Source organism: Pigmentiphaga litoralis (assembly GCF_013408655.1).
Lineage (GTDB): Bacteria > Pseudomonadota > Gammaproteobacteria > Burkholderiales > Burkholderiaceae_B > Pigmentiphaga > Pigmentiphaga litoralis_A.
In genome coordinates this window covers 255,953-278,838 of sequence record NZ_JACCBP010000001.1, presented here as the reverse complement: position 1 = coordinate 278,838, position 22,886 = coordinate 255,953, and the positions used below count along the sequence as shown (strand labels likewise).

The 22,886-nt window shown below is 65.9% G+C and carries 17 protein-coding genes; 12 read left to right on the top strand and 5 right to left on the bottom strand.

Translation table 11 applies throughout. The annotated features are described in order from the left end of the window. Nucleotides 1-9: 9 nt before the first annotated feature. The 3 genes from xdhC to xdhA are packed head-to-tail and all read right to left on the bottom strand — an operon-like array spanning nucleotide 10 to nucleotide 5,013. The gene (gene xdhC / locus HD883_RS01100) at nucleotides 10-840 is read right to left on the bottom strand and encodes a xanthine dehydrogenase accessory protein XdhC (RefSeq protein WP_179588232.1); all 831 of its coding nucleotides are present in this window, start codon (nucleotides 838-840) and stop codon (nucleotides 10-12) included. Continuing rightward, complete coding sequence (gene xdhB / locus HD883_RS01095) at nucleotides 833-3,175, bottom strand: xanthine dehydrogenase molybdopterin binding subunit (protein WP_179588233.1); 2,343 nt, start codon at nucleotides 3,173-3,175, stop codon at nucleotides 833-835. Before xdhB ends, xdhC begins: the two co-directional genes overlap by 8 nt. Then, nucleotides 3,172-5,013 carry a xanthine dehydrogenase small subunit gene (gene xdhA, locus HD883_RS01090; RefSeq protein WP_179588234.1) on the bottom strand — a complete coding sequence of 614 codons (1,842 nt, stop codon included), beginning with the start codon at nucleotides 5,011-5,013 and terminating at the stop codon, nucleotides 3,172-3,174. The genes xdhB and xdhA overlap by 4 nt, the downstream gene beginning before the upstream one ends. A gap of 169 nt (nucleotides 5,014-5,182) precedes the next feature. Between xdhA and HD883_RS01085 the strand changes: the two genes are divergently transcribed. Beyond that, entirely contained in the window at nucleotides 5,183-6,160 is a 978-nt protein-coding gene (locus tag HD883_RS01085) for a LysR substrate-binding domain-containing protein (RefSeq protein ID WP_179588235.1), read from the top strand. 81 nt (nucleotides 6,161-6,241) lie between these two features. On the opposite strand, the gene uraH is transcribed toward HD883_RS01085, so the two are convergent. Beyond that, entirely contained in the window at nucleotides 6,242-6,607 is a 366-nt protein-coding gene (gene uraH / locus HD883_RS01080) for a hydroxyisourate hydrolase (protein WP_179588236.1), read from the bottom strand. A 122-nt stretch (nucleotides 6,608-6,729) separates the two neighbouring features. Here uraH and puuE point away from each other — a divergent pair, with 122 nt between their 5' ends. Then, the gene (gene puuE, locus HD883_RS01075; protein ID WP_179588237.1) at nucleotides 6,730-7,662 is read left to right on the top strand and encodes an allantoinase PuuE; all 933 of its coding nucleotides are present in this window, start codon (nucleotides 6,730-6,732) and stop codon (nucleotides 7,660-7,662) included. Further along, the gene (locus HD883_RS01070; RefSeq protein WP_179588238.1) at nucleotides 7,662-9,494 is read left to right on the top strand and encodes an allantoate amidohydrolase; all 1,833 of its coding nucleotides are present in this window, start codon (nucleotides 7,662-7,664) and stop codon (nucleotides 9,492-9,494) included. The genes puuE and HD883_RS01070 overlap by 1 nt, the downstream gene beginning before the upstream one ends. Before the next feature lie 36 nt (nucleotides 9,495-9,530). On the opposite strand, the gene HD883_RS01065 is transcribed toward HD883_RS01070, so the two are convergent. Next, entirely contained in the window at nucleotides 9,531-10,292 is a 762-nt protein-coding gene (locus HD883_RS01065; protein WP_179588239.1) for a class II glutamine amidotransferase, read from the bottom strand. A 313-nt stretch (nucleotides 10,293-10,605) separates the two neighbouring features. On the opposite strand from HD883_RS01065, the gene HD883_RS01060 reads away from it, so the two are divergent. The 9 genes from HD883_RS01060 to HD883_RS01020 all read left to right on the top strand — a co-directional run bounded on the left by HD883_RS01060 (nucleotide 10,606) and on the right by HD883_RS01020 (nucleotide 22,872). Further along, complete coding sequence (locus HD883_RS01060) at nucleotides 10,606-11,607, top strand: ABC transporter substrate-binding protein (RefSeq protein WP_257022366.1); 1,002 nt, start codon at nucleotides 10,606-10,608, stop codon at nucleotides 11,605-11,607. A 62-nt stretch (nucleotides 11,608-11,669) separates the two neighbouring features. Then, entirely contained in the window at nucleotides 11,670-12,464 is a 795-nt protein-coding gene (locus tag HD883_RS01055; protein ID WP_179588241.1) for an ABC transporter ATP-binding protein, read from the top strand. A gap of 10 nt (nucleotides 12,465-12,474) precedes the next feature. Further along, on the top strand, nucleotides 12,475-13,233 hold the full coding sequence (locus tag HD883_RS01050; protein WP_179588242.1) for an ABC transporter permease: 759 nt from the start codon (nucleotides 12,475-12,477) through the stop codon (nucleotides 13,231-13,233). A gap of 151 nt (nucleotides 13,234-13,384) precedes the next feature. Next, the gene (locus tag HD883_RS01045; RefSeq protein ID WP_179588243.1) at nucleotides 13,385-15,670 is read left to right on the top strand and encodes an ATP-binding protein; all 2,286 of its coding nucleotides are present in this window, start codon (nucleotides 13,385-13,387) and stop codon (nucleotides 15,668-15,670) included. A gap of 2 nt (nucleotides 15,671-15,672) precedes the next feature. Next, nucleotides 15,673-16,137: a response regulator gene (locus HD883_RS01040; RefSeq protein ID WP_179588244.1), complete on the top strand. Its 465-nt coding sequence runs from the start codon at nucleotides 15,673-15,675 to the stop codon at nucleotides 16,135-16,137. 4 nt (nucleotides 16,138-16,141) lie between these two features. Beyond that, nucleotides 16,142-18,124 carry a hybrid sensor histidine kinase/response regulator gene (locus HD883_RS01035; RefSeq protein WP_257021943.1) on the top strand — a complete coding sequence of 661 codons (1,983 nt, stop codon included), beginning with the start codon at nucleotides 16,142-16,144 and terminating at the stop codon, nucleotides 18,122-18,124. Nucleotides 18,125-18,138: 14 nt separating this feature from the next. Beyond that, a complete protein-coding gene (locus tag HD883_RS01030; protein ID WP_179588246.1) occupies nucleotides 18,139-19,059 on the top strand; it encodes a LysR family transcriptional regulator in 921 nt (306 codons plus the stop codon). 88 nt (nucleotides 19,060-19,147) lie between these two features. Next, nucleotides 19,148-20,785 carry an allophanate hydrolase gene (atzF, locus tag HD883_RS01025; RefSeq protein WP_179588247.1) on the top strand — a complete coding sequence of 546 codons (1,638 nt, stop codon included), beginning with the start codon at nucleotides 19,148-19,150 and terminating at the stop codon, nucleotides 20,783-20,785. Between the two features lie 494 nt (nucleotides 20,786-21,279). Continuing rightward, nucleotides 21,280-22,872, top strand: coding sequence for a ShlB/FhaC/HecB family hemolysin secretion/activation protein (locus HD883_RS01020; RefSeq protein ID WP_179588248.1), 1,593 nt, complete (start codon nucleotides 21,280-21,282; stop codon nucleotides 22,870-22,872). The last annotated feature ends 14 nt before the right edge of the window (nucleotides 22,873-22,886 follow it).

Here is a 22,886-nt window from a genome sequence, read left to right as displayed (position 1 = left end):
TTGTGCTCTTCAACGATCGTGCAGCGACCAGCCCAGCAGTTGCGCCGCCACCGCCACGGCAATGACTTCCGGGCGTTTGCCCGGCAGGTCGGCGATACCGATCGGGCACACCATGGCCGCAATGCGGTCGTCCGCAATGCCGCGGGCGGCCAGCCTGCGCTCGAATGTGGTCCGCTTGGTGGCGGAACCGATCAGCCCGCAGTACCCGGCATCGCCGCGCGCCAGCACGGCCTGCACGATGTCGAAGTCGATGGCGTGGCTGTGCGTCATCACCAGGTGGCAAGCGCCCGCCGGCGCCTGCCTGGCTTCCGCCGCGGCGTCGTCGGTGTGATGCAGGACGACGTGCGGCGGGAACGGTCCTTCGGGTAGCATTTCGTCGCGCGTCTCGACCCAGTGGATCTCGAACGGCAACGGCAGCAAGGCGTAGACAATGGCCCGCGCAACGTGGCCGGCGCCGTAGAGCCAGACGGCTCGGCGGGGCGGCTCAAGGGCCGCAAGCGCAGGCAGATCGGCATCCGCCAATGGCGAGAAACGCAGTTCGACGGCGCCCCCACAGCATTGACCCAGCGACGGTCCCAATGGAAAGCGGCGTTCGTCGGCGGGAAAACTGGCATCGGCGGACAGCTTTTCCCGCGCGAGCCGGATGGCTTCCAGTTCAAGATGCCCGCCGCCTATCGTGCCGCCAAATCCCTGTGCATCCACGACCAGCGACGCATCGGTGGCACGCGGCACGCTGCCGTGCACGGCGGTGATCCGCACCACACACGCCGGGCGCGATGCGCCGCGGCAGGCAGACGCATACGCGTGCGCCGAGACAGGCAACAACGAATCGTTAAGCATGGACTGCCGAGATCGCACGCAACACGGCTTCTGGCGTGGCCGGGGCAGACAGCGAGACGCGAGCGTCCGCTGCAGCGTCAGCACTGTCCACACGCGCCGCAGCCACCGCTTCCCGGATTGCAAAGAACGCGGCAAAGCCCAGCATGAAAGGCGGTTCGCCCACGGCCTTGGATCCGAACACATTGTCTTCGCGATTGGCCTCGTGCCACAGCGTCACGGAAAACTGTTCGGGCACGTCGGCCGCGGTCGGGATCTTGTAGGTGGACGGCGCGTGCGTGGCGAGCAGGCCGTCGGCCTTCCACACCAGTTCTTCGGACGTCAGCCAGCCCACGCCCTGCACGAAACCGCCTTCGATCTGGCCGATGTCGATGGCCGGATTGATGGAGCGGCCCACGTCATGCAGGATGTCGGCGCGCAGCAGGCGGGTCTCGCCCGTCAGCGTATCGATGGCCACTTCGCACGCCGCTGCGCCATAGGCAAAGTAGTAGAACGGGCGGCCGCGCATGGTCACGCGGTCGTAGTGGATCTTGGGCGTCGCATAGTAGCCGTCGGACCACAAGGACACGCGCGCGGCATAGGCCTGCTGGACCACCTGCACAAAGGGCAAGGTCTTGCCGGGCAGGTGCACTTCATTCGCGCGGATGCTGATGTCTTCCAGCGACACGCCATGCGCCTGCGCCACGTAACGACGCAGCCGTTCGCGGATTTCGATCGCGGCAAATTCGGCCGCGCGGCCGTTCAGGTCCGTGCCACTGGATGCGGCAGTCGCCGACGCGTTCGGCACGCGGCCCGTGTCGGTGGCGGTGATGCGCACCTTGTCGAGGCTGATGCCCAAGGTGTCCGCCACGATCTGGCAGACCTTGGTGTGCAATCCCTGCCCCATTTCGGTTCCGCCATGATTCACCGTGACGGAACCATCGGTATAGACGTTCACCAGGGCGCCTGCCTGGTTGAACATGGTGGCCGTGAACGAAATGCCGAACTTGACAGGTGTGATGGCAATGCCGCGTTTGATCACCGGTTGGGTCGCGTTCCAAGCCGCGATGGCGGCGCGGCGTTCCGTGTACTGACAATCGACCGCCAGGCGGGGCAGCAGGTCGGGCAGGATGTTGTCTTCGACTTCCATGCCGTAGTGCGTGCGGTTGCGCGGCGCATCGCCATACAGATTGACGGTGCGTACCGCCAGCGGATCCAGGTTCAGATGGCGCGCGATGTCGTCCATGATGGCTTCGATCATCGCCACACCTTGCGGTCCGCCAAAGCCGCGGAACGCGGTGTTCGATTGCGTATGGGTCTTGCAGCGATAGCTGTGGATGGCGATCGCGGGCAGGAAATAGGCGTTGTCGGTATGGAAGATGGCGCGGTCCGCGATCGGACCCGACAGGTCGGCTGAAAACCCGCAACGCGCGGCCTGCAGCATGTCGATGCCGAGCACCTTGCCGTCGTCGTCGAAGCCGACGGTCCAGCGGCCTATGAAGTCATGCCGCTTGCCGGTGATCAGGAAGTCATCGTCACGATCCAGCCGCATCTTGCAGGGCGCCTGCGTCAGCCATGCGGCCACCGCTGCCCACACTGCGATCTGTCCGGCCTGCGTTTCCTTGCCGCCAAAGCCGCCACCCATCCGCCGGCATTCCACCTGCACCGAATGCGTCGGCACGTGCAGGGCATGCGCCACCCAGTGCTGGACTTCGCCGGGATGCTGGGTGGACGACAGCACTTTCATCGTGCGGTCTTCGCCAGGCAAGGCCAACGCTATCTGGCCTTCCAGATAGAACTGTTCCTGTCCGCCAACGGCGAATTCGCCTTTCAGCACGTGGGCCGATGCGGCAAGCGCCGACGGCACATCGCCTTCCACCAGATGCACCGGCGGCAGCACATAGGCTTCGGCTTCCAGTGCGGCGTCGATGCTCAGGATGGGCACGAGGGGTCCGATATCGGCCACCACGGCCCGTGCCGCGACCCGCGCGGCCTTGGCGCTGCGCGCGACCACCAGCGCGATGGGTTGGCCGACATAGTCGACGGTCTCGGCGGGCAGCACCGGTTCGTCTTGCGCCGAGCCCAGCAGGTTGGTGCCGGGCAGATCGGCGGCAACGATGATGCGCACCACGCCGGGCAAGGCCTGGGCCGCCGCCGTGGCTATCCCACGCAAGCGGCCGTGCGCAACCTTGGACAGGACAGGCGCCACGAACAGCGTGCCTTGCGGCTCGGCCACATCGTCGACATACAGCGCGCGGCCGCTGACGTGCAGATGCGCGGCTTCATGCGCCGGCGATGTGCCGCAACTGCGCGCGTCGACAGGCAGCGCGAGGACGCCGGGGCGGTCAGGTGCGTTCATGGCGTGATCTCCATCAGGATGGGCGACAGGTCGGCAAGGGAATGGACGGAATGCGTGGAGGACGCGCGGCCCGATGGGGTCGACGGCGCGGCGCCCGATGCAGCCGTTGCAGCGGTTGCAGCGGTTGCAGCCGATGACACCGCGCCAGCCGCATCCGGTGGCGTAGCGCTTTGCAGGGCGAGCCACGATCGCTGCAACAGGTTGGCAGCGACCTGGCGACGGTAGGCCGCGCTGGCGCGCAGGTCGTCCAGCGGTGCGAATTCGTTGCGCAGGGTCTGCAAGGCAGTTGCCAGAGCGCCTTCTTCCGACACCTCCAGCCCCAGCAATTCCGCTTCGGTCTTGGGGGCGCGGCTGGGCACGGCGGCCATGCCGCCCACGCCGATGCGCACGGCCGCAACCTTGCCCTTGGTCAGGCGGAAAGCCGTGGCCACGGCCACGGCGCTGATGTCCTGTTCCAGCCGCTTCGACACCTTCCAGGCATGGACGACGACACCCGCCGGCAGCGGCACGCGCACCGCGCGCACGAACTCGCCGGCTTGCAGGCAGTTTTTCTGATAACCCAGATAGAAGTCATCAAGCGGTACGACCCGTTCCACGCCGTCCCGATGCAGCACCAGGCTCGCGCCCAGGGTCAGCATCAACGGCGGGCAATCGCCGATGGGCGAACCGTTCGCCAGATTGCCGACCAGCGTGCCAGCGTTGCGGATGGGAGTGGATGCAAAGCGATCGAAGTAAAGGGCGCAGTTGGGCAGGTGCGGCAGCAAGGCGTCGAGTGCGTCACTGAGGCTGACCGCCGCGCCGATCTCGAGCACGGGCGTACCGTCGCCCCACACTTGCGCCGCGACAGCATCACCCGGCTGCGACTGCATGCCCTGCAGTTCTTGCACCGCGCCCAGCCACACCACATCGCCCACGGCGCGATGCTGTTTGGTGACCCACAGGCCGACATCGGTCGACCCTGCCACGATGCGGGCCTGCGGCCGTTCGGCCAGCACCGCGCTTAACGATGACACGCTGCGTGGCGCGTAGAAGCGGCCGGCCGTGTGACCCGGCCATTGCGCGGCGACGTCGGCGCCCGACGCGAAGATCGCATCGCCGTCTGCGGCGACCTGGGCCAGACGGGTCTTCCATAGGTCCATGTCAGGCCCCTGCCAAGGCGCCGCGCACATGGCGCGGGTGGCATCGACGATCGGACGGTAGCCGGTGCAGCGGCACAGGTTGCCGGACAGGGCGCGCAAGGCGTCGTCGCGGCTGATGTCACGGCCAGGTTCGTGACTGCTGTCGCTACCAGGCTGTCGGCTGTCGTTGCCACCGAGGCCACGGCCGGCGGCGGCGCGGCGGGTTTCATACAGCGCAAACATCGACATGACAAAGCCCGGCGTACAGAAGCCGCATTGCGAGCCGTGGCAGTCGACCATGGCCTGCTGCACGGGGTGCAGGGCGTCGGCAGTTGCGATGTCTTGCGCGCTCTGTACGGCCTTGCCGTCCAGCGTGCCCAGGAACTGGATGCAGGCATTGACGGCGCGGACTTGCGGTTCGCCGTTGGCGTCCAGGTCGGTGACGGCCACGGTGCATGCGCCGCAGTCCCCTTCCGCGCAGCCTTCCTTGACCGAGGCACAGCCGCCGCGTTCGCGCATCCATTCGAGCAACGTGAGCGTGGGCGGCGCGTGGTCGACGCTGACCTGCCGGTCGCCCAGCCAGAAGCGGATGGGACGTTCGGAACCCGAGGCAGACGCCGAAGACGGCGCCGAGTGCTGGGACGACGACGTGGATGCAGGCGGCGATGACATCGATGGCGACGCGGCGTTGACGGAAGAATCGGAGGAAGCAGCAGTCATGGCGGGCACCGGAGGTCCGCCAGAATCGGCGGCAAGCTGGAAAAAGGACGTGCAGTCCCACAACATACGCTGCCAGCGCAGCGCTATCATCCTGTTTCAGTGATAACCATCATCACCGTCCGATGATGACCCCATTGCACAGACCGGTTCGAGCGACAAAACTCCCTCCATGCCCACGCCTTCCAATCCCTCCCCCACCACGCCCCGCAGCGATCTGTCCCGCCTGAGCCTGGCCGACGTGCAGGCTTTTTTGACGCTGCTCGACACCCTGCACGTATCCCGCGCCGCCATCCGGCTAGGGGTCGGGCAACCGCAGCTGTCGGCGCGGCTGGCGAGGCTGCGGCAATTGACCGGCGACACGCTGTTCGTGCGCGCCGCAGGCGGGGTGGTGCCTACCGCTACGGCGCTATCGCTGGAAGCGCCTGCGCGCGAACTGTTGCTGCAGGCCGACCATTTCCTGGCCCCGCCGCCGCGCTTCGATCCGCAGCGCGCCGAAGGCGAATTGCACTTGGCCGCGCCGGATTATCTGGACCCGATGCTGCTGCCGCGCCTGGCGGGACGCCTGCGCCAGCTCGCGCCTGATGTCCGATTGACCGTACATCCGCTGACCGACGACCAGGACTACGCGGAAAAACTGGCGGATGGCCGGCTGGACCTGGTGATCGCCAACTGGCCCGACCCGCCGGCGCAGTTGCACCGCTTGCCGATCATGGACGATGAACTGGTGGTGATGCTGGGCAGCCACCACCCGCTGGCGGACCGGCCGCTGACGGCCGCCGCCTACTTCCAGGCGCAGCACGCGGCACCCACGGCCATGCGGCCGGGGCTGCGCAGCACCGTGGATACGCTGCTTGCGCGCGCGGGTCATACCCGTCGCATTGCCCTGGAGTTTCCAGTGTTCAGCGTGATTCCGTATGTGCTGACGCAGACCGATCTGCTGTTGACGACGGGTCAGCGCTTCACGCAGTTCTTTGCAAGCACCTTGCCCGTCAAGGTGTTGCCCTTGCCGATCGCCCTGCCCCCGTTGCAGTACTGCCTGCTGTGGCATGCGCGAGCACGGCGGGAAGCGCCGGTGCGCTGGCTGCGGGAACAGATCGTGGCGTGTATCGGGCCCGCGGTGAGTCTGCAGCGGGGACCGTCGGGCTGAACGGGTGTGCACCCGCGCGCTGCATGCGGGGGCCCGTGCGCTGCACGCATGCGCCCCCGGGTCGGGCTCGATACCGGGACGTCAACTGCCGCGATACGTGCTCCAGCTCCACGGGCTGACCAGCAGCGGCACGTGGAAATGCTGGCTGGCGTCGGCAATGCCGAAGTTCAGCGCCACACGATCCACAAACCGCGGTTCGGGCAGGTCGATGCCGCGCGCGGCGAAATAGGCACCGGCAGCAAATACCAGGCGGTAGGCCGCCACGACGAAGTCCGGGCCTTCCAGCAGGGGGCCGTCGACCCGCCCATCGTCATTGGTCACGACCCGCTTCACCAGCACGGCCGACGCGGGGTCGGCAGCGTCAGTCAGGCGATACAGATAGATGGCCAGCCCGGCGGCGGGGCAGCCGTGCGCGGTGTCGAGAACGTGTGTGGTCAATTTGCCCATGGGATTCCTGAGTGGATACAACGAAGTGGACGCGACGGGGTGGGTGCGACCAAGCCAAAGGCGGTTCGGCGCCAGGCAAAAAGTGTATATAGTTTCAGGTCGCTCAGCACCCACCTTCGTCCATGACTTCCTATCCCCGCGATCTCGTCGGCTACGGCCGCACTCCCCCCGACGCCCGTTGGCCCGGTGGCGCACGCGTTGCCGTGCAGTTCGTCCTGAACTATGAAGAAGGCGCCGAAAATTCGGTGCTGCATGGCGATCCGGCGTCGGAACAGTTCCTGTCGGAAATCGTCGGCGCGGCGGCCTACCCCGACCGTCACATGAGCATGGAGTCGATCTACGAATACGGCTCGCGCGTGGGCGTCTGGCGCATCCTGAAAGAATTTGAAAAGCGCGGCCTGCCCCTGACCGTGTTCGGTGCGGCCATGGCGCTGGAACGCCACCCGGAAGTCACCCAGGCTTTCGTGGACCTGGGGCACGAGATCGCGTGCCACGGCTGGCGGTGGATCCATTACCAGGGCATGGACGAAGCCACCGAACGCGAACATATGCGCATCGGCACCGAGATCGTTCGCCGCTTGACCGGGGGCCAGTGGCCGCTGGGCTGGTACACCGGCCGCGACAGTCCCAACACGCGCAAGCTGGTGGTGGAACATGGCGGCTATGTGTACGACAGCGATTACTACGGGGACGATCTGCCGTTCTGGACCCAGGTGGAAGCCGCGCAGGGCGGCACAGTGCCGCACCTGGTGGTGCCGTACACGCTGGACACCAACGACATGCGGTTTGCCACGCCGCAGGGCTTCAATACCGGCGACCATTTTTTCGATTACCTGCGTGACAGCTTTGACGTGCTGTACGAAGAAGGCGCCGAGTCGCCGCGCATGCTGTCGATCGGCATGCACTGCCGCCTGCTGGGCCGCCCGGGGCGCTTCCGCGGCCTGCAGCGTTTCCTGGACCATCTGGAAAAGCACCCCGACGTGTGGGTGTGCCGCCGCATCGACATCGCGCGCCACTGGCAGCAGCACCACCCCTACCCTTCTACCGCCCTGTGATGACCACGCCTTCTGCCCCGACCCCCTCGACCGCCTCACCCGCATCCGCATCCATCGCGGCCCCGGCGCCGCTGACCCTGGACGTGCTGAACGCGGCCAGCATCGGCGACTTCACGCAGCGCCTGGACGGCCTGTACGAACACAGCCCGTGGGTGATGGAACGCGCCGCTGCCCGGCGGCCGTTCCGGTCCGCCGCCGCGCTGAAGTTCGCCATGGCCACTGCGGTGCGCGAGGCGACCCGCGAAGAACAGCTGGCCCTGATCCGCGCGCACCCGGAACTGGCCGGGCGTGCCGCCATCGCGGGCGAACTCACCGCCGACTCGGCCGGCGAACAGGCGCGGGCCGGACTCAATGCCTGCTCGCCCGAAGAGTTCGCCACGCTGCAAGCCTTGAACGCCGATTACCGTGCACGGTTCGGTTTTCCCTTCATCATCGCGGTGCGCGGTCCGACCGGCGCGGGACTGACACGCACGCAGATCATCGCGGCCTGGCAACGGCGGCTGCGGCATGCGCCCGATCAGGAATTCAATGAGGCGCTGCGCCAGATCGACCGCATCGCCGAGATCCGCCTGGCCGACCGCCTGCCGCAGCCGCGTGCCTTTGGCGAGCAGATCATGCAGTGGGCCGAGACCCTGGCCAGCCATTCGGATTCGCCGGACGACCTGACCTGCACCTACCTGACGCCGGCGCACCGCGCGGCGGCGGCGCAGATCGCCGCCTGGATGCAGGCCGCCGGATTCGACAGCGTGCGCCACGACGCCATCGGCAATGTGGTGGGGCGCTACCGCGCCGATCCGGCCGTGGACGCGCCCGCGCTGGTGTCCACCGGCAGCCATTACGACACCGTGCGCAATGGCGGCAAGTACGACGGCCGGCTGGGCGTGCTGCTGCCCATCGTGCTGGTCGAACACCTGCACCGCGCCGGCCGCCGCCTGCCCTACGACCTGGACGTGGTGGCGTTTGCCGAAGAAGAAGGCGTGCGCTACGGCAGCACCTTCCTGGGATCGTCAGCCTATGTCGGCCGCTTCGATCCGGCCGTGCTGGACGCGGTCGATGCACAAGGCATCGCGATGCGCGACGCGCTGCGGGCCGCGGGCCTGGACCCCGAAGCCATTGACGCCGCCGCGGTGGACGTGGCGCGGCTCAAGCATTATTTCGAGGTGCACATCGAACAGGGGCCCGTGCTGTTCGAACGCAATCTGCCGGTTGGCGTGGTGACGTCGATTGCGGGCAGCGTGCGGCGGATGCTGACGCTGCGCGGCGTGGCCAGCCACGCCGGCACCACGCCCATGAACATGCGGCGGGATGCGGCAGCCGCGGCGGCCGAGATCGTGCTGGCGGTGGAAAGGCGCTGCGGCAGCACGCCGTCGCTGGTCGGCACGGTGGGCGTGCTGACCGTGCCGAACGGGTCGGTCAACGTGATTCCGGGCGCGTGCACGGTGTCGCTGGATATCCGCGCGGCCGACAACGCCGTGCGGGACGCGGCCGTGGCCGATCTGGAAACCGAGATCGCGGCGATCTGCGCGCGCCGCCAGATCACCGTGGTGACCGAAGAATTGATGCGCGCCGCCGCCGCCCCCTGCGCGCCGCACGAAATGGCGTATTGGTCGGACGCGATTGCCGCGCGGGGCCTGCCCGCCCATGCCCTCCCCTCGGGCGCCGGACACGACGCCATGAAGCTGGCCGACGTGGCGCCCATCACCATGCTGTTCACGCGCTGCGGCAATGGCGGGATCAGCCACAACCCGCTGGAAATCATGACGGCCGACGACGCACAGCTGGCCGCGGACCTGACCCTGGATTTCCTGGAACGGCTGGCCACCGACGCGTGAACGCACCATAACGATGCGCCAGCGCCGGCTGGCGCATCAAACTGGTGCGCCGTCCACAAATACCTTCAATTCGCCCGGTGCGAACGGCAGCCAGGTTTCGTTCGCGGTCAGGGGCTCCGTCACGATGACGGCCACCCGGTCATCGGGCGTCGTGACCTCGGCAAAGTTCACCGTGACCTCGTCGTCGGACAGGCTGGCCGTGGCGAACGGATGCTGCCGCACCAGGTAATGCAGGCGCGTCGAGCAGTGGGCATACAGCTCGGTGCCATCCGACAACATCATGTTGAAGGTGCCGTGCGTGGCAATGTCGGCGCACAGGCCCCGCAGCGCCTCGGCAAGCACGTCGCGCGACGGCCGCTCGGCAAAGCGGGCCCGCAAGGACTGCAGGATCCAGCAGAAGGCCCGTTCGCTGTCGGTGGAGCCGACGGGCTGGTACGGGCCGTCCAGCACGGGCTCGTAGGCCTTCAGGTCGCCGTTGTGGGCGAAGACCCAATAGCGGCCCCACATCTCGCGGATGAAGGGATGGCAGTTCTCGAGGATGACCGAGCCGACCGTGGCCTTGCGGATGTGGGCAATGACGTTGGTCGATTTGATCGGGTAGCGCCGGATCAGGTCGGCAATCGGCGAGACCAGGGCAGCCTGGTGATCCACGAAGTGGCGCACGGCGCGTCCTTCGAAGAACGCGATGCCCCAGCCATCGATATGTTCGCCCGTGCGGCCGGCCCGGTACGCAAAGCCGGTAAAGCTGAAGACGATGTCGGTCGGGGTATTGCAGTTCATGCCGAGAAGCTGGCACATGGTCGGGATCCTGGAAGGCTGAGCCGCAACGATACCGCACCCGGCGCATGGGCGAAGGTGGTGCGCCGGGCCTCGGACACGGATGGGCACGGTTCCTGCTTTTAACACCTTGCAATACTCTCTGGCACCAGCCTGGTGACTGCGATGCACCAGGACGGGGATCCGTCCCGGGGCGCCCGAGGGTGACAACCCATTCAGAAAACCTGACAGCCGGCGGCAGTGTCCAGCCGGCGCGACTTGAGGAACGACCACCATGAAGCAATTCTCCCGCACCCAGGGCCGCCGCGCCGTGCTCGCCAGCCTGGTCGTCGCGATGGCCGGCGCGTGGGCGGCGCCCGCCGCGGCGCAGGACACCAAGATCCGCTTCCAGCTCGACTGGCGTTTCGAAGGCCCCAGCGCCATCTTCCTGGTGGCTGCCAAGAAGGGTTACTTCAAGCAGGAAAAGCTCGACGTCACGATCGACGCGGGCAACGGTTCGGGCGGCGCGGTCAACCGCGTGGCGTCGGGCGCCTATGAAATGGGCTTTGCCGACCTGGCCGCGCTGATGGAATTCCAGGGCAACAACCCCACCGCGCCAAACCAGCCGACGGGCGTGATGATGGTCTACAACAACACGCCGGCCGCCGTGTTCTCGCTCAAGAAAGCCGCCATCAAAACCCCCAAGGATCTGGAAGGCAAGAAGATCGGCGCACCGTCGTTCGACGGTGGCCGCCGGTCGTTCCCGATCTTTGCGCAGGCCAACAAGATCGACGACAAGAAGGTGAACTGGGTCAGCATGGAACCGGCCCTGCGTGAAACGATGCTGGCGCGCGGCGACGTGGATGCCATCACCGGCTTCTACTTCACGTCGCTGCTGAACCTGAACGCCCGCGGCGTGAAGGACAGCGACATCAACATCATGCTGTTCCCGGAATACGGCGTGAAGCTGTACGGCAACGCCATCATTGCCGACCGCGCATTCGCCAAGAACAACCCGGAAGCGGTCAAGGGCTTCCTGCGCGCCATCACCAAGGCCACGCGTGACGTGATCGCCGATCCGGCCGCGTCGATCAAGTCCGTGAAAGAGCGCGACGGCATCATCGACGAGCCGCTGGAACTGAAGCGCCTGCGCCTGGCGATCCAGACCGCGATCGACACGCCGGACGCGCGCGCCGAAGGCTTCGGCGACATCAACCCGGGCCGCATGGCCCTGATGGCGTCGCAAGTGGCGAGCACCTATGCCACCAAGACGCCGGTCAACCCCGACCTGGCGTTCGACCGTTCCTTCCTGCCCGCCAAGGACCTGACCGCTGGCGTGCTGCGCGCCAAGAACTGAGCGTCTCACCCCTTCGCCGTCCGCCCCGCCATCATGGCGGGGCACCTTTTGCGTAGCTTTCCATGACTCCTTTTGTCGATTTCCAGCACGTTTCGCTGGCCTATACCGACGCGTTGGCGCGCGCCGGCGAATATGCCGTCGAGGACGTGACGCTGTCCATCACGCAGGGCGAATTCGTCGCCATCGTCGGCCCGTCGGGCTGTGGCAAGTCCACGTTCATGAAGCTGACGACCGGCCTGAAGATGGCCACGCGCGGCTCGGTGAAGGTCGAAGGCCAGCCCGTGACCGGCCCGCTCAAGATTGCCGGCATGGCCTTCCAGGCGCCAACGCTGCTGCCCTGGCGCACGACCATCGACAACATCCTGCTGCCGCTCGAGATCGTCGAGCCGTATCGTTCCACCTTCCGTGCCAAGCGGGACGAACACATGGCCCGCGCCAGCAAGCTGCTAGCGACCGTGGGATTGTCCGGTTATGAAGACAAGTTTCCGTGGGAACTGTCAGGCGGCATGCAGCAGCGCGCCTCGCTGTGCCGCGCGCTGATCCATGAACCCAAAATGCTGTTGCTGGACGAGCCCTTCGGCGCGCTGGACGCCTTCACTCGCGAAGAGCTGTGGTGCGTGCTGCGCGACCTGTGGACCGAACAGCGGTTCAACGTGATCCTGGTGACGCATGACCTGCGCGAAGCCGTGTTCCTTGCCGACACCGTCTATGTGATGAGCAAGCGTCCGGGCCGAATCCTGTCGCGCCGCGAAGTCGAGCTGCCGCGCCCGCGCGAACTCGAGACCACCTACACCGACGAATTCAACCGCATCGTTCTTGAACTGCGGACCCAGATCGGCCACGTCCGTTCGACCTGAGAGCCATTCCATGACCCGTTTCGCCGAACGTACCGCGCCCTTTGCCCTGCTCGTGGCCGTGATCGCCCTGTGGGAGATCATCTGCCGCGTCTTCAACGTGTCCGAGTTCATCTTTCCGAGCCCGTCGCAGATCCTGCAGGCCACGATCGACTATGCCCCGGTGATTGCCGGCCACGCATGGCGCACCTTCTGGGTGACCATGACCGGCTTCGGCATTTCGATCGTGGTCGGTGTGCTGCTGGGCTTCCTGATCGGCAGTTCGCGCATGGCCTACACCGCCGTGTACCCGCTGATGACCGCCTTCAATGCCCTGCCCAAGGCGGCCTTCGTGCCAGTGCTGGTGGTGTGGTTCGGCATCGGCATCGGCCCCGCCATGCTGACTGCCTTCCTGATCTCGTTCTTTCCCATCATGGTCAACATCGCGACCGGCCTGGCCACGCTGGAACCCGAACTGGAAGACGTGCTGCGCGTGCTGGGCGCCAAGCGGATGGATGTGCTGATGAAGGTCGGCCTGCCCCGTTCCATGCCCTACTTCTTTGCGTCGCTCAAGGTGGCGATCACCCTGGCTTTCGTGGGGTCGACCGTGTCCGAAATGAACGCGTCGAACGAAGGCATCGGCTACCTGCTGGTGTCGGCCGGGTCGTCCATGAAGATGCCGCTGGCCTTCTCGGGCCTGATGGTGATTGGCGTGATGGCCATGGCCATGTACGAACTGTTTGCCGTCATCGAAAAGCGCACAACGGCCTGGGCACACCGCGGCCAGCGTTGAGCATTGAAGGATCCTCACCAAATCCTTTCTTATCGGTAACAAGACACACAATTTTTAGCGTCAAAACGTGTCGAAATCGCCAAGGCCGCTGGAGCGCATAAGGGATATTTCTTATCATTAGCGCCTCTCCAAGGCCTTGGCGATTTTCTTAGTGACCCAGACCAGTCGAACACTCAGTACGGTCGAACTGGACAACTGCGCAAACGAACCGATCCGGATCCCCGGCAGCGTGCAACCGCACGGCTTCCTGCTGGTGCTGGATCGTGTCTCGTTGGCGGTCGTCCAGACCAGCACGTCGATCGAGACCCACCTTGGCATGAAGGCCGAGGCGGTGATCGGCCGCTCGCTGGCCGAACTGATGCAGCGCGATACCGCGACGCTGGCTGTCGAACTTGAACAGCTGACGGCGGGCAGTCTCACGCCGCATCACCTGAGCACCTCGCTGCGCCACGCCGACGGCGCCCTTTACGAATTCGACATGGTCATCCATGCCATCGGCAATCTGCTGATGGCCGAGTTCGAACCGGCAGCCGTCCGCATGCTGGGCGCCGCGGCCATGTATCCCTCGCTTATCTCGTTCGTGACCCAGCTCCAGCAGGCGCGCACGACCGACGCCGTGTGCGAATTGGCGGTGGCCGAGGTCAAGCGCGTGACGGGATTCGGCCGGGTCACGGCGTATGCCTTTGACGAGGAAGGCCATGGCCGCGTCAATGCCGAGCGCGTGGATCGTGGCTACGACGCCTTCCTGGGACTGCAGTTTCCGGCGTCCGACATCCCGGCGCAGGCCCGCGAACTGTATGTGCTGAACCGGATCCGCGTGATCCCGGACGCCATGTACACCCCGTCGCGCCTGGTGCCGCCCGAGTGGCCGGCCGGCGGCCCGACCGACCTGAGCAACGTGGCGCTGCGCAGCGTGTCGCCGGTGCACCTGGAATACATGCGCAACATGGGCACGATGGCGTCGATGTCGATTTCGATCGTCGTCGAAGGCCGCCTGTGGGGCATGATTTCCTGCCACAACACGGACCCGCTGACCGTTCCTGTGCAGACGCGCGTCGCCTGCGATCTGCTGGGCAAGATGGTGTCGCTGCAGGTCGAAGCGCGCGAAGCCCATGCCGATACCGAACGCCGGCTGGAATTGCGCCAGCTGCTGGTCCGCATGCTGTCGTCCATGGCCGACCACGACAGCGTGGCGCGCGGGCTGTATCACATGCCCGAGACCTTCCTGAACTTTGCGCAAGCCGCGGGCGCCGCCATTGTGTCGGGCGACGAATGCCTGACCTTTGGCGAGACGCCCGATCGCATGACGATCAAGGCCCTGTGCACCTACATTGCGTCGCAGCCCGAGCGCGATGTGTTCCACACCGACCGGCTCACCCTGATCGAACCGGACTTCGAGCCGATCATCGAAGATGCCAGCGGCGTGCTGGCCGTGTCGATTTCCGAGCTGCACGCGAACTTCATCCTGTGGTTCCGGCCGCAGCAGCTGCGGACCATCGAGTGGGCGGGTGCGCCGACCAAGCAGGACGTGAAGGAAGAGAACGGCACGCTGCGGCTGCATCCGCGCAAAAGCTTCCAGTCCTGGCAGCAGGAAGTGCGCGGCCAGTCGCGCCGCTGGGATCGCGCGGTGGTGGATGCCGCCGCCGAGCTGCGCGCCGCCGTGCTGGGCATCGTGCTGCGCAAGGCGGAAGAGCTGGCCGACATGGCGAACGAACTCGACCGGACCAACAAGGAACTCGAAGCGTTTTCGTACAGCGTGTCGCACGACCTGCGCGCGCCGCTGCGGCACATTGCCGGCTATGCCGAACTGCTGGACGAATACGAGGGCGGCAAGCTGTCCGAAAAGGGCGTGCGCTTTCTAAGCAATATTGGCGATTCCGCCCGCTTTGCCGGCAACCTGGTCGACTCGCTGCTGACCTTTTCGCAGATGGGCCGCAATGCGCTGCGGCCGTCCAATGTCGATCTGACGCCGGTGATCGACCAGATCGTGCGCGAGTTCCAGCCGGACATCCAGCACCGCAACATCGAATGGGTGATCCACCCGATGCCGCGCACCTATGGCGACGCGGCCTATCTGCACCTGGCGCTGCGCAACCTGATTTCCAATGCCATCAAATACACCCGCAAGCGCGACGATGCGCGTGTCGAAATCGGCGCCATGCAGGGCGACGGCGAGACGGTGTTCTATGTGAAAGACAATGGCGTGGGCTTCGACATGAAGTACACGCCGAAACTTTTCGGGGTCTTCCAGCGTCTGCATCGTATGGAAGATTTCGAAGGGACGGGCATTGGCCTCGCGAACGTACGCCGCATTGTCGAGCGTCACGGCGGACGCGTGTGGGCCGAAGCAGAGATCGACAAGGGCGCGACGTTTTACGTCGCGCTCCCGGATCCGGGGTCGGCAGCCGCCGCCACACGGACCCAGAAACGAGGTTGAACATGCTCAAACCGATCCTGCTGGTCGAAGACAACCCGCATGACCTGGAACTGACGCTGATTGCGCTTGAAAAAAGCCAGTTGGCCAACGACGTCATCATCACGCGCGATGGCGCGGATGCGCTCGACTACCTGCAACGCCGCGGCGCGCATGCGGATCGCGACGAGGGCAACCCTGCCGTCGTCCTGCTCGATCTGAAGCTGCCCAAGGTGGACGGGCTTGAAGTGCTCAAGGTGATCCGCGGCGATGCCTCGCTCAAGGCCACGCCGGTCGTGATGCTGACGTCGTCAAACGAAGAAAGCGACCTGGTTCGCGCCTACGACCTGGGCGTGAACGCCTATGTGGTCAAGCCCGTGATCTTCCAGGATTTCGTCCGCGCGATCGGCGACCTGGGGGTGTTCTGGGCGGTGCTGAATGAACCGCCGCCAGGGTCGCTGCGCCGCGCCCGCTCCACTGCCAACGGATAAACGATTGGGCAAAGCCGAAGCCGCGTTGAACACGGGAGTCATCCGCATACTGATGGTGGAGGATGACCCGCGCGATGCCGACCTGTCGCTGCAGCGGCTGGAGCTGGCGATGCTCGACGTGCAGGTCACGATTGTCGATACGGCCGAAAGCTTTACTGCGGCGCTGGATACCGGTGATTTTGACCTGGTGCTGTCCGACTTCCACCTGCCGCAGTTTTCGGGTCCGGAAGCGCTGCGCATCCTGATGTCCCGGCCGCATCCCCTGCCCTTCATTTTTGTGTCGGGCGTGCTGGGCGAAGAACATGCGGTCGACATGCTCAAGGAAGGCGCGACCGATTACGTGCTCAAGCAGCGGCTGGAACGCCTGCCTATCGTCGTGCGCCGCGCGCTGGCCGAGGCCACCGAAAAGCGGTCGCGGCAGGACGCCGAACGCAAGCTGCGCGAACGCGAAACCTACTTTGGCCAGCTGATCGACGCCCTGCGCGATTACTCGGTGATTGCCATGTCCACCACGGGCGTGATCGAAAGCTGGAATCAGGCATCGGAATGGATCTTCGGCTACAGCGCCGACGAAGTGCTGGGCAAGACCTATGACATGTTCTTTGTGCCCGACGACACGCCGCGCGGCTCGCCGCAGGCCGTCTCGCAGGCCATGTCGCAGGCGCTGAACCAGGAACTGGCGCTGATCGGCGCCATGCGCAGCACGTCGGAAGAACGCTGGCTGCGCCGCCGCAACGGCACGTCGTTCTATGGGTCGGTGGTGACCACGGCGATCTTCGGGGATGACGGCGAGGTGCGCGGGTTTTCGCGCATCGTGCGGGACATGACCGACACGCGCGTGGCCGCCGACCTGCTGCAGGCCGCCAAGGAACAGGCCGAAAACGCCAACCGGGCGAAAGATCACTTCCTGGCGGTGCTGTCACACGAATTGCGCACGCCGCTGGGCCCGATCTACGCCGCCGCGCAGGCGCTGGACATGCAGACCGACCTGCCGCCCAAGGCGCGCCGCAGCGTGGAACTGATCAAGCGCAACGTGGAGATCGAGGCGCGCCTGATCGACGATCTGCTGGACATCTCCAAGATCGTCAACGACAAGCTGACGCTGCACTTCGAGCCGACCGATCTGGTCACGCTGCTGGGCGGCATGGCCGACGTCTTCCGCGACGAAGCCGCCGCGCAGGGCATCGAATTGCTGTACACGCCGCTGCCGGCGCCGGTCATCGTGCAGGCCGATCCGGCGCGTCTGCAGCAGGTGTTGTGGAACCTGCTCAAGAACGCGATCAAGTTCACACAGAAGGCCGGCACCATCCGCATCACCCTGCTGCCGCCCCGGCGCGACAAGGTCACGGTCGAAGTATCGGACACCGGTATCGGCATCCAGCAGGAAGCGCTCAAGCGCATCTTCAATGCCTTCGACCAGGGCGACAACGAACCCGGGGAAATGCGCGGCGGACTCGGCTTGGGACTGGCGATTGCCAGTTCGCTGGCGCAGCGTCACGGCGGCACGCTGAACGTGCACAGCGACGGCGCAGGACGGGGTGCAACTTTTACCCTGACCCTGGACTACGCGGGCGATGCGCGCGAGGGCGCCTCTGGCGTGGCGGCACCCATGACCGCCGGATCGCGGCGCACCCCGGTGCGACTGCTGCTGGTCGAAGACAACGCGGATACGGCCGAAGCCATGCAGTTCCTGCTGAGCGAGCTGGGCTACATCGTGAAGGTGGCCATTTCGGTGGCGGATGCGCGCAACACGCTGGCCTCGAACACCTTCGACGCCCTGGTCAGCGACATGGGCCTGCCCGATGGCGACGGCATCGACGTGCTGCGCATGTTCGATCGCACCGGCGGCAAGCTGGCGATCGCGCTGACCGGCTACGGCATGGAAGCCGATGTGCAGCGCTGCCTGAAGGCTGGCTTCGACCAGCACCTGACCAAGCCGCTCGACATCGACCGGCTGACGGCGTTGCTCAGCGGCGGAGCGACCTAGTTACACTGGGCCGCATGGACCGCTTCAAACAGATCGAAACTTTCGTGGCCGCCGTGTTGCGCGGCAGCCTGTCGGCGGCTGCCCGCCTGGAAGGCGTTGCACCCGCCGTGATCGGACGGCGCATCGACGCGCTGGAGGCCCGCCTGGGCGTCAAGCTGCTGCAACGGACCACGCGGCGCATTTCGCTGACCGCCGAAGGCGGCGCCTTCTTTGAAGAATGCCAACGCATCCTGGCCGCCATGGAAGGCGCCGAAAACGCCGTATCGGCGGGCGGCGGCACGCCCAGCGGACCCTTGCGCGTGACAGCGCCGGCTGGCTTCGGGCGGCGCCATATCGCACCGCTGCTGCCGCGCCTGATCGACGACTACCCAGGCATTACCGTGACGCTGGACCTGAGCGACCGGCTGGTGGACCTGATCAGCGACAACTTCGACTGCGCCATCCGGATCGGCGACCTGGAAGACTCCAGCCTGGTCAGCGTGCGCCTGGCCGATAACCGGCGGATGGTGGTGGCCGCGCCCGCCTATCTGGCGCAGCACGGCACGCCCGAACATCCGGACGACCTGGCGCGGCACAACTGCCTGTCGTTCGGCACCGGCGGCAACCAGGCGCGGGGTTGGCTGTTCCGTATCGATGACAAGGTCGTGGCCCACCGGGTCTCGGGCAATATGGAATGCACGGATGGCGCGGTGCTGCATGCGTGGACGCTGGCGGGCCGCGGGCTGGCGTGGCGGTCGATGTGGGAAGTGGAAGCCGACCTGGCGCAGGGCCGCCTGGTGACGGTGCTGGACGCCTATGCCGCCCCGCCCAATGGCATTCACGCGGTGTTCGCGCAGCGCAAGCATCTGCCGCAGCGGGTGCGGGTGTTCATCGACCTGCTGCGCGCCACCCTGGGTGATCCCGAGTACCGTTGGACGGGATCCGCCGGGGACTGATGCCGAACCGTGCTTCTGTTCGCGTACAAACTTGTACACAACTGGTACGCGCCTTGCTTGTGATGATCACCTTTAGAACGAGAACATCATGTCCGCCTGGATCCGCCATTTCGCCGCCCCCATTCAAACCCTGACCACCGGTCCCCTTGCCAACCGACGGGTTGCCGTGAAGGACAACATCGACGTGGCCGGCATCCCGACGACCTGCGGGGCGCCGGAATTTGCCTATACGCCGCACAAGAGCGCCGATGTGGTGCAGAAACTGCTCGATGCCGGTGCGGCCATCGTGGGCAAGACCAACCTGGATCAATTCGCCTGCGGCCTGAACGGCACGCGCTCGCCCTACGGCGCGGTGCCCAATGCGCTGCGCCCGGAATATGTCAGCGGCGGATCCAGCAGCGGATCGGCCTGGGCGGTTGCCACGGGCGCCGCCGACATCGCGCTAGGCACCGATACGGCCGGGTCGGGCCGCGTGCCTGCCGGATTCAACAATATCGTGGGCCTCAAACCCTCGCTCGGACTGCTCAGCGCCACCGGGGTCTACCCCGCGTCGCGCAGCTTCGATACCGCCAGCATCTTTGCCCGCACGGTCGCTGACGCGGTCGACGCCCTGAACGTGATGGCCGCCGGCACCGCCCTGCCCTATGACCTGACGGCCATGCCCGCGACCTTCCGCTTCGGCGTGCCTGCCGTTCCCGACTTTGCCGGCGACACCGTGTCCGAAGCCGAATTTGCGGCCGCGTGCGCCAGGCTGGTCGAGCTGGGCGGCACGGCAGTCGCCATCGACGATGCTCCGCTGAACGAAGTCGCGCTGTGGCTGTACGAAAGCGCGCTGGTGGCCGAACGCTATCAGGCCATCCAGGCATTCTTTGACGCGCAGCCCGACGCCGTGATCGAGCCGGTCCGCACGATCATCGGCGCGGGCACCCGCTACACCGCGGCCGATGTCCTGGACATGCAGATCAAGCTGGAAGACGCGCGCGTGCGGCTCGCGCCGATATGGCAGGACATCGACGTGCTGGTGGTCCCCACCGCGCCCAACCATCCCACCATCGACGAGATGCTGGCCGACCCGATCAACGCCAACCGCCGTCTGGGCCGCTACACCAACTTCGTCAACCTGCTGCAGTGGGCCGCGCTGGCCGTGCCGGCATCGATGCGGCCCGACGGCCTGCCCTTCGGCATCACCCTGATCGGCAAGGGTGGTTCCGACTGGCGGCTGGCGCAATTGGGACAACGTTTCCATCATTCGACCGGCCTGACGCTCGGCGCGACCGGCGAACCGCTGCCTGAACCGCGTCCGATTATTCCTCCGATGCCACTCAGCCTGCCGATTACCGTTGTCGGCGCGCACCTGACGGGCATGCCGCTGAATTGGCAGCTGACCGACCTGGGCGCACAGTTCGTGGAAGCCACGACAACGGCGCCCACGTACAAGCTCTACGCCCTGCCCAATACCGTCCCGCCCAAGCCGGGCCTGGTCAAGGTGGAAGAAGGCGGCGTGGCGATCGCGGTGGAGGTCTGGCAACTGCCGTTGACGCAGGTAGGCGCCTTCCTGAAGCAGGTCCTTGCGCCACTCGGCCTGGGCAGCCTGACCCTGGCGGACGGCAGCCAGGTGCACGGTTTCATTTGCGAGCCCTGGGCCGTCAACGGCGCACGGGATGTGTCGGAGTTCGGCGGCTGGCGCGCCTTCGTGGCAAGCCTCAACGCCCCGCCGCAGCCCTGATCGGTGAGTATCTGGCCAAACCGGTCTGGTGAGATTCCTTCTCTTGCCAGACCGGTTTTGTCATTTATTGATACATATTCCTGAAACGGATACGTTCCCTGCGCCGGCCATGATGTCGGGGTTAACCTGTAGGCGTAGTTCTTACGGATGATGGTCAGGCACCGGAAACAGTGTTGTAAGGCTGCTGAAATGTAAAAAATGCTCTGCCATTCAAGGGCTTACAAGCGGATCGTAAATATATCGATGATCCGGCGTGACACAGCCAGTTACGGCTTTGCAATTTTTTACCTAGGGTTTACCCCAAGCCATTTCACGTAACTTTTCGTACGAACTTTCACGTATTCACAAGACCGGCCGATTAACCTTCGAACGCATCCTCACCTAACGCCCTCGTGGCAGGAGCTGTTTTGAAGGTCCAGACATTCGCCGGTTCGGCATTGCTTTGCATTTCCACGTCCGCGCTTGGTCAAGCGGTTCCCGATGCCGGTACGCTTTTGCGAGGCATCGAACAGCAGCAGCCACGGACCACGGCGCCGGCCCCGGATGCCGCCATCGACCGCCCCACCCCTTCCGCCACGCCCACGGGTACGTCCTTCCTGCTGCAGCGTGTCGTCCTGCAAGGCGTGACCTTGATGGACGAAGCGGTCCTGATGAACGCCCTGTCGGGCCTGATCGGCCAGCAGGTCACGCTGGTCGACCTGGAAAAAGCAACCCAGGCGATCATGGAGAGTTACCGGGCGTCGGGCTACCTGGCCCGGGCCTTCCTGCCCCCGCAAAAGATTGCCGATGGCACCGTCATCATCCAGGTCATTGAGGGCCGCTTTTCATCGGTCCGCGTGGAAGCCGGCGACCCGCCTGCGCGCTTCGATACCGACCGCGCCGCACGCTACCTGACCTCGCGCCAGCAGCCCGGCCAGCCCTTCCGCAGCGATGCCGTCGAACGCGCCATGCTGCTCCTGAACGACCTGCCGGGCGTGCAGGCCAGCGCCACGCTGGATGCCGGCAAGCAACTGGGCGACACCGACCTGATCCTGCGTCTGGCCGACGGCCCGCGGGTCGATGGCTTTGTGGATGCGGGCAACACCGGCGCGCGCAGCACCGGGGAATTCCAGGCATCGGGCGCCCTGAACCTGAACAATCCGCTGGGCTTTGGCGACCAGGCCAGCGTGCGGGTGCTGGCCAGCGAAGGCCTCAAGTACGGCCGGGTGGCCTACGTGGCGCCGGTGGGTGTGGAAGGCCTGAAGCTGGGCGTGAACGCATCGCGGCTCGACTATGAACTGAAAGGCGACTTTTCGCGCCTGAATGCGGAAGGCGATTCGACCACGGCCGGCCTGACCGCCAGCTACCCGCTGCTGCGCGGCCGCCTGCACAACCTGAACCTGATTGGCGCGGTCGACCAGCGCGACTACGACAACGAAGCCCAGGGCCTGACGGTCAGCGACAAGCGCACCCGCAGCGCCAGCGGCGGCGTGACCGGCAGCCGCTACGACAGCTTCCAGGGCGGCGGGCTGACGTCCTACTCGGCCATTTTGACGGCCGGGCGCCTGCGCCTGAATGACGTGGGCAGTTCGCAGACCGATGCGATCGGTCCGCGCGCGGCAGGCAGCTACCAGAAGCTGTACTGGAACCTGACCCGCCAGCAGACCCTGACGCCGCGCCTGGCGCTGACGGCCGCGCTGACCGGCCAGTTCGCCAGCGACAACCTTGACTCGTCCGAAAAGTTTTACCTGGGCGGTCCGGCCGGCGTGCGCGCCTATCCGGTCAACGAAGCCGGCGGCGATGAAGGCTGGCTGTTGAATGTCGATCTCAACTATCGCGTCACCCCGGAATTCCGCCTGACCGCCTTCGCCGATACCGGGTCGGTGCGCACCGCCCGCAACAGCTACGCCACGTTTACCGGCCCGCGCCGCGTGCAGCTTTCGGGCGCGGGCGTAGGCGCCGGGGCCAGCTTGGGCGGCTGGAATGCCCGCCTCAGCATCGCCTGGCGCATTGGTGACAACGAGCTGGCCAACCCGGCCACTGGCAAGGACACCGACGGCACCCGCCACGTGCCGCGCATCTGGCTGCAGGTCGCCAAGGCCTTCTGACCGCGCGATCCGCG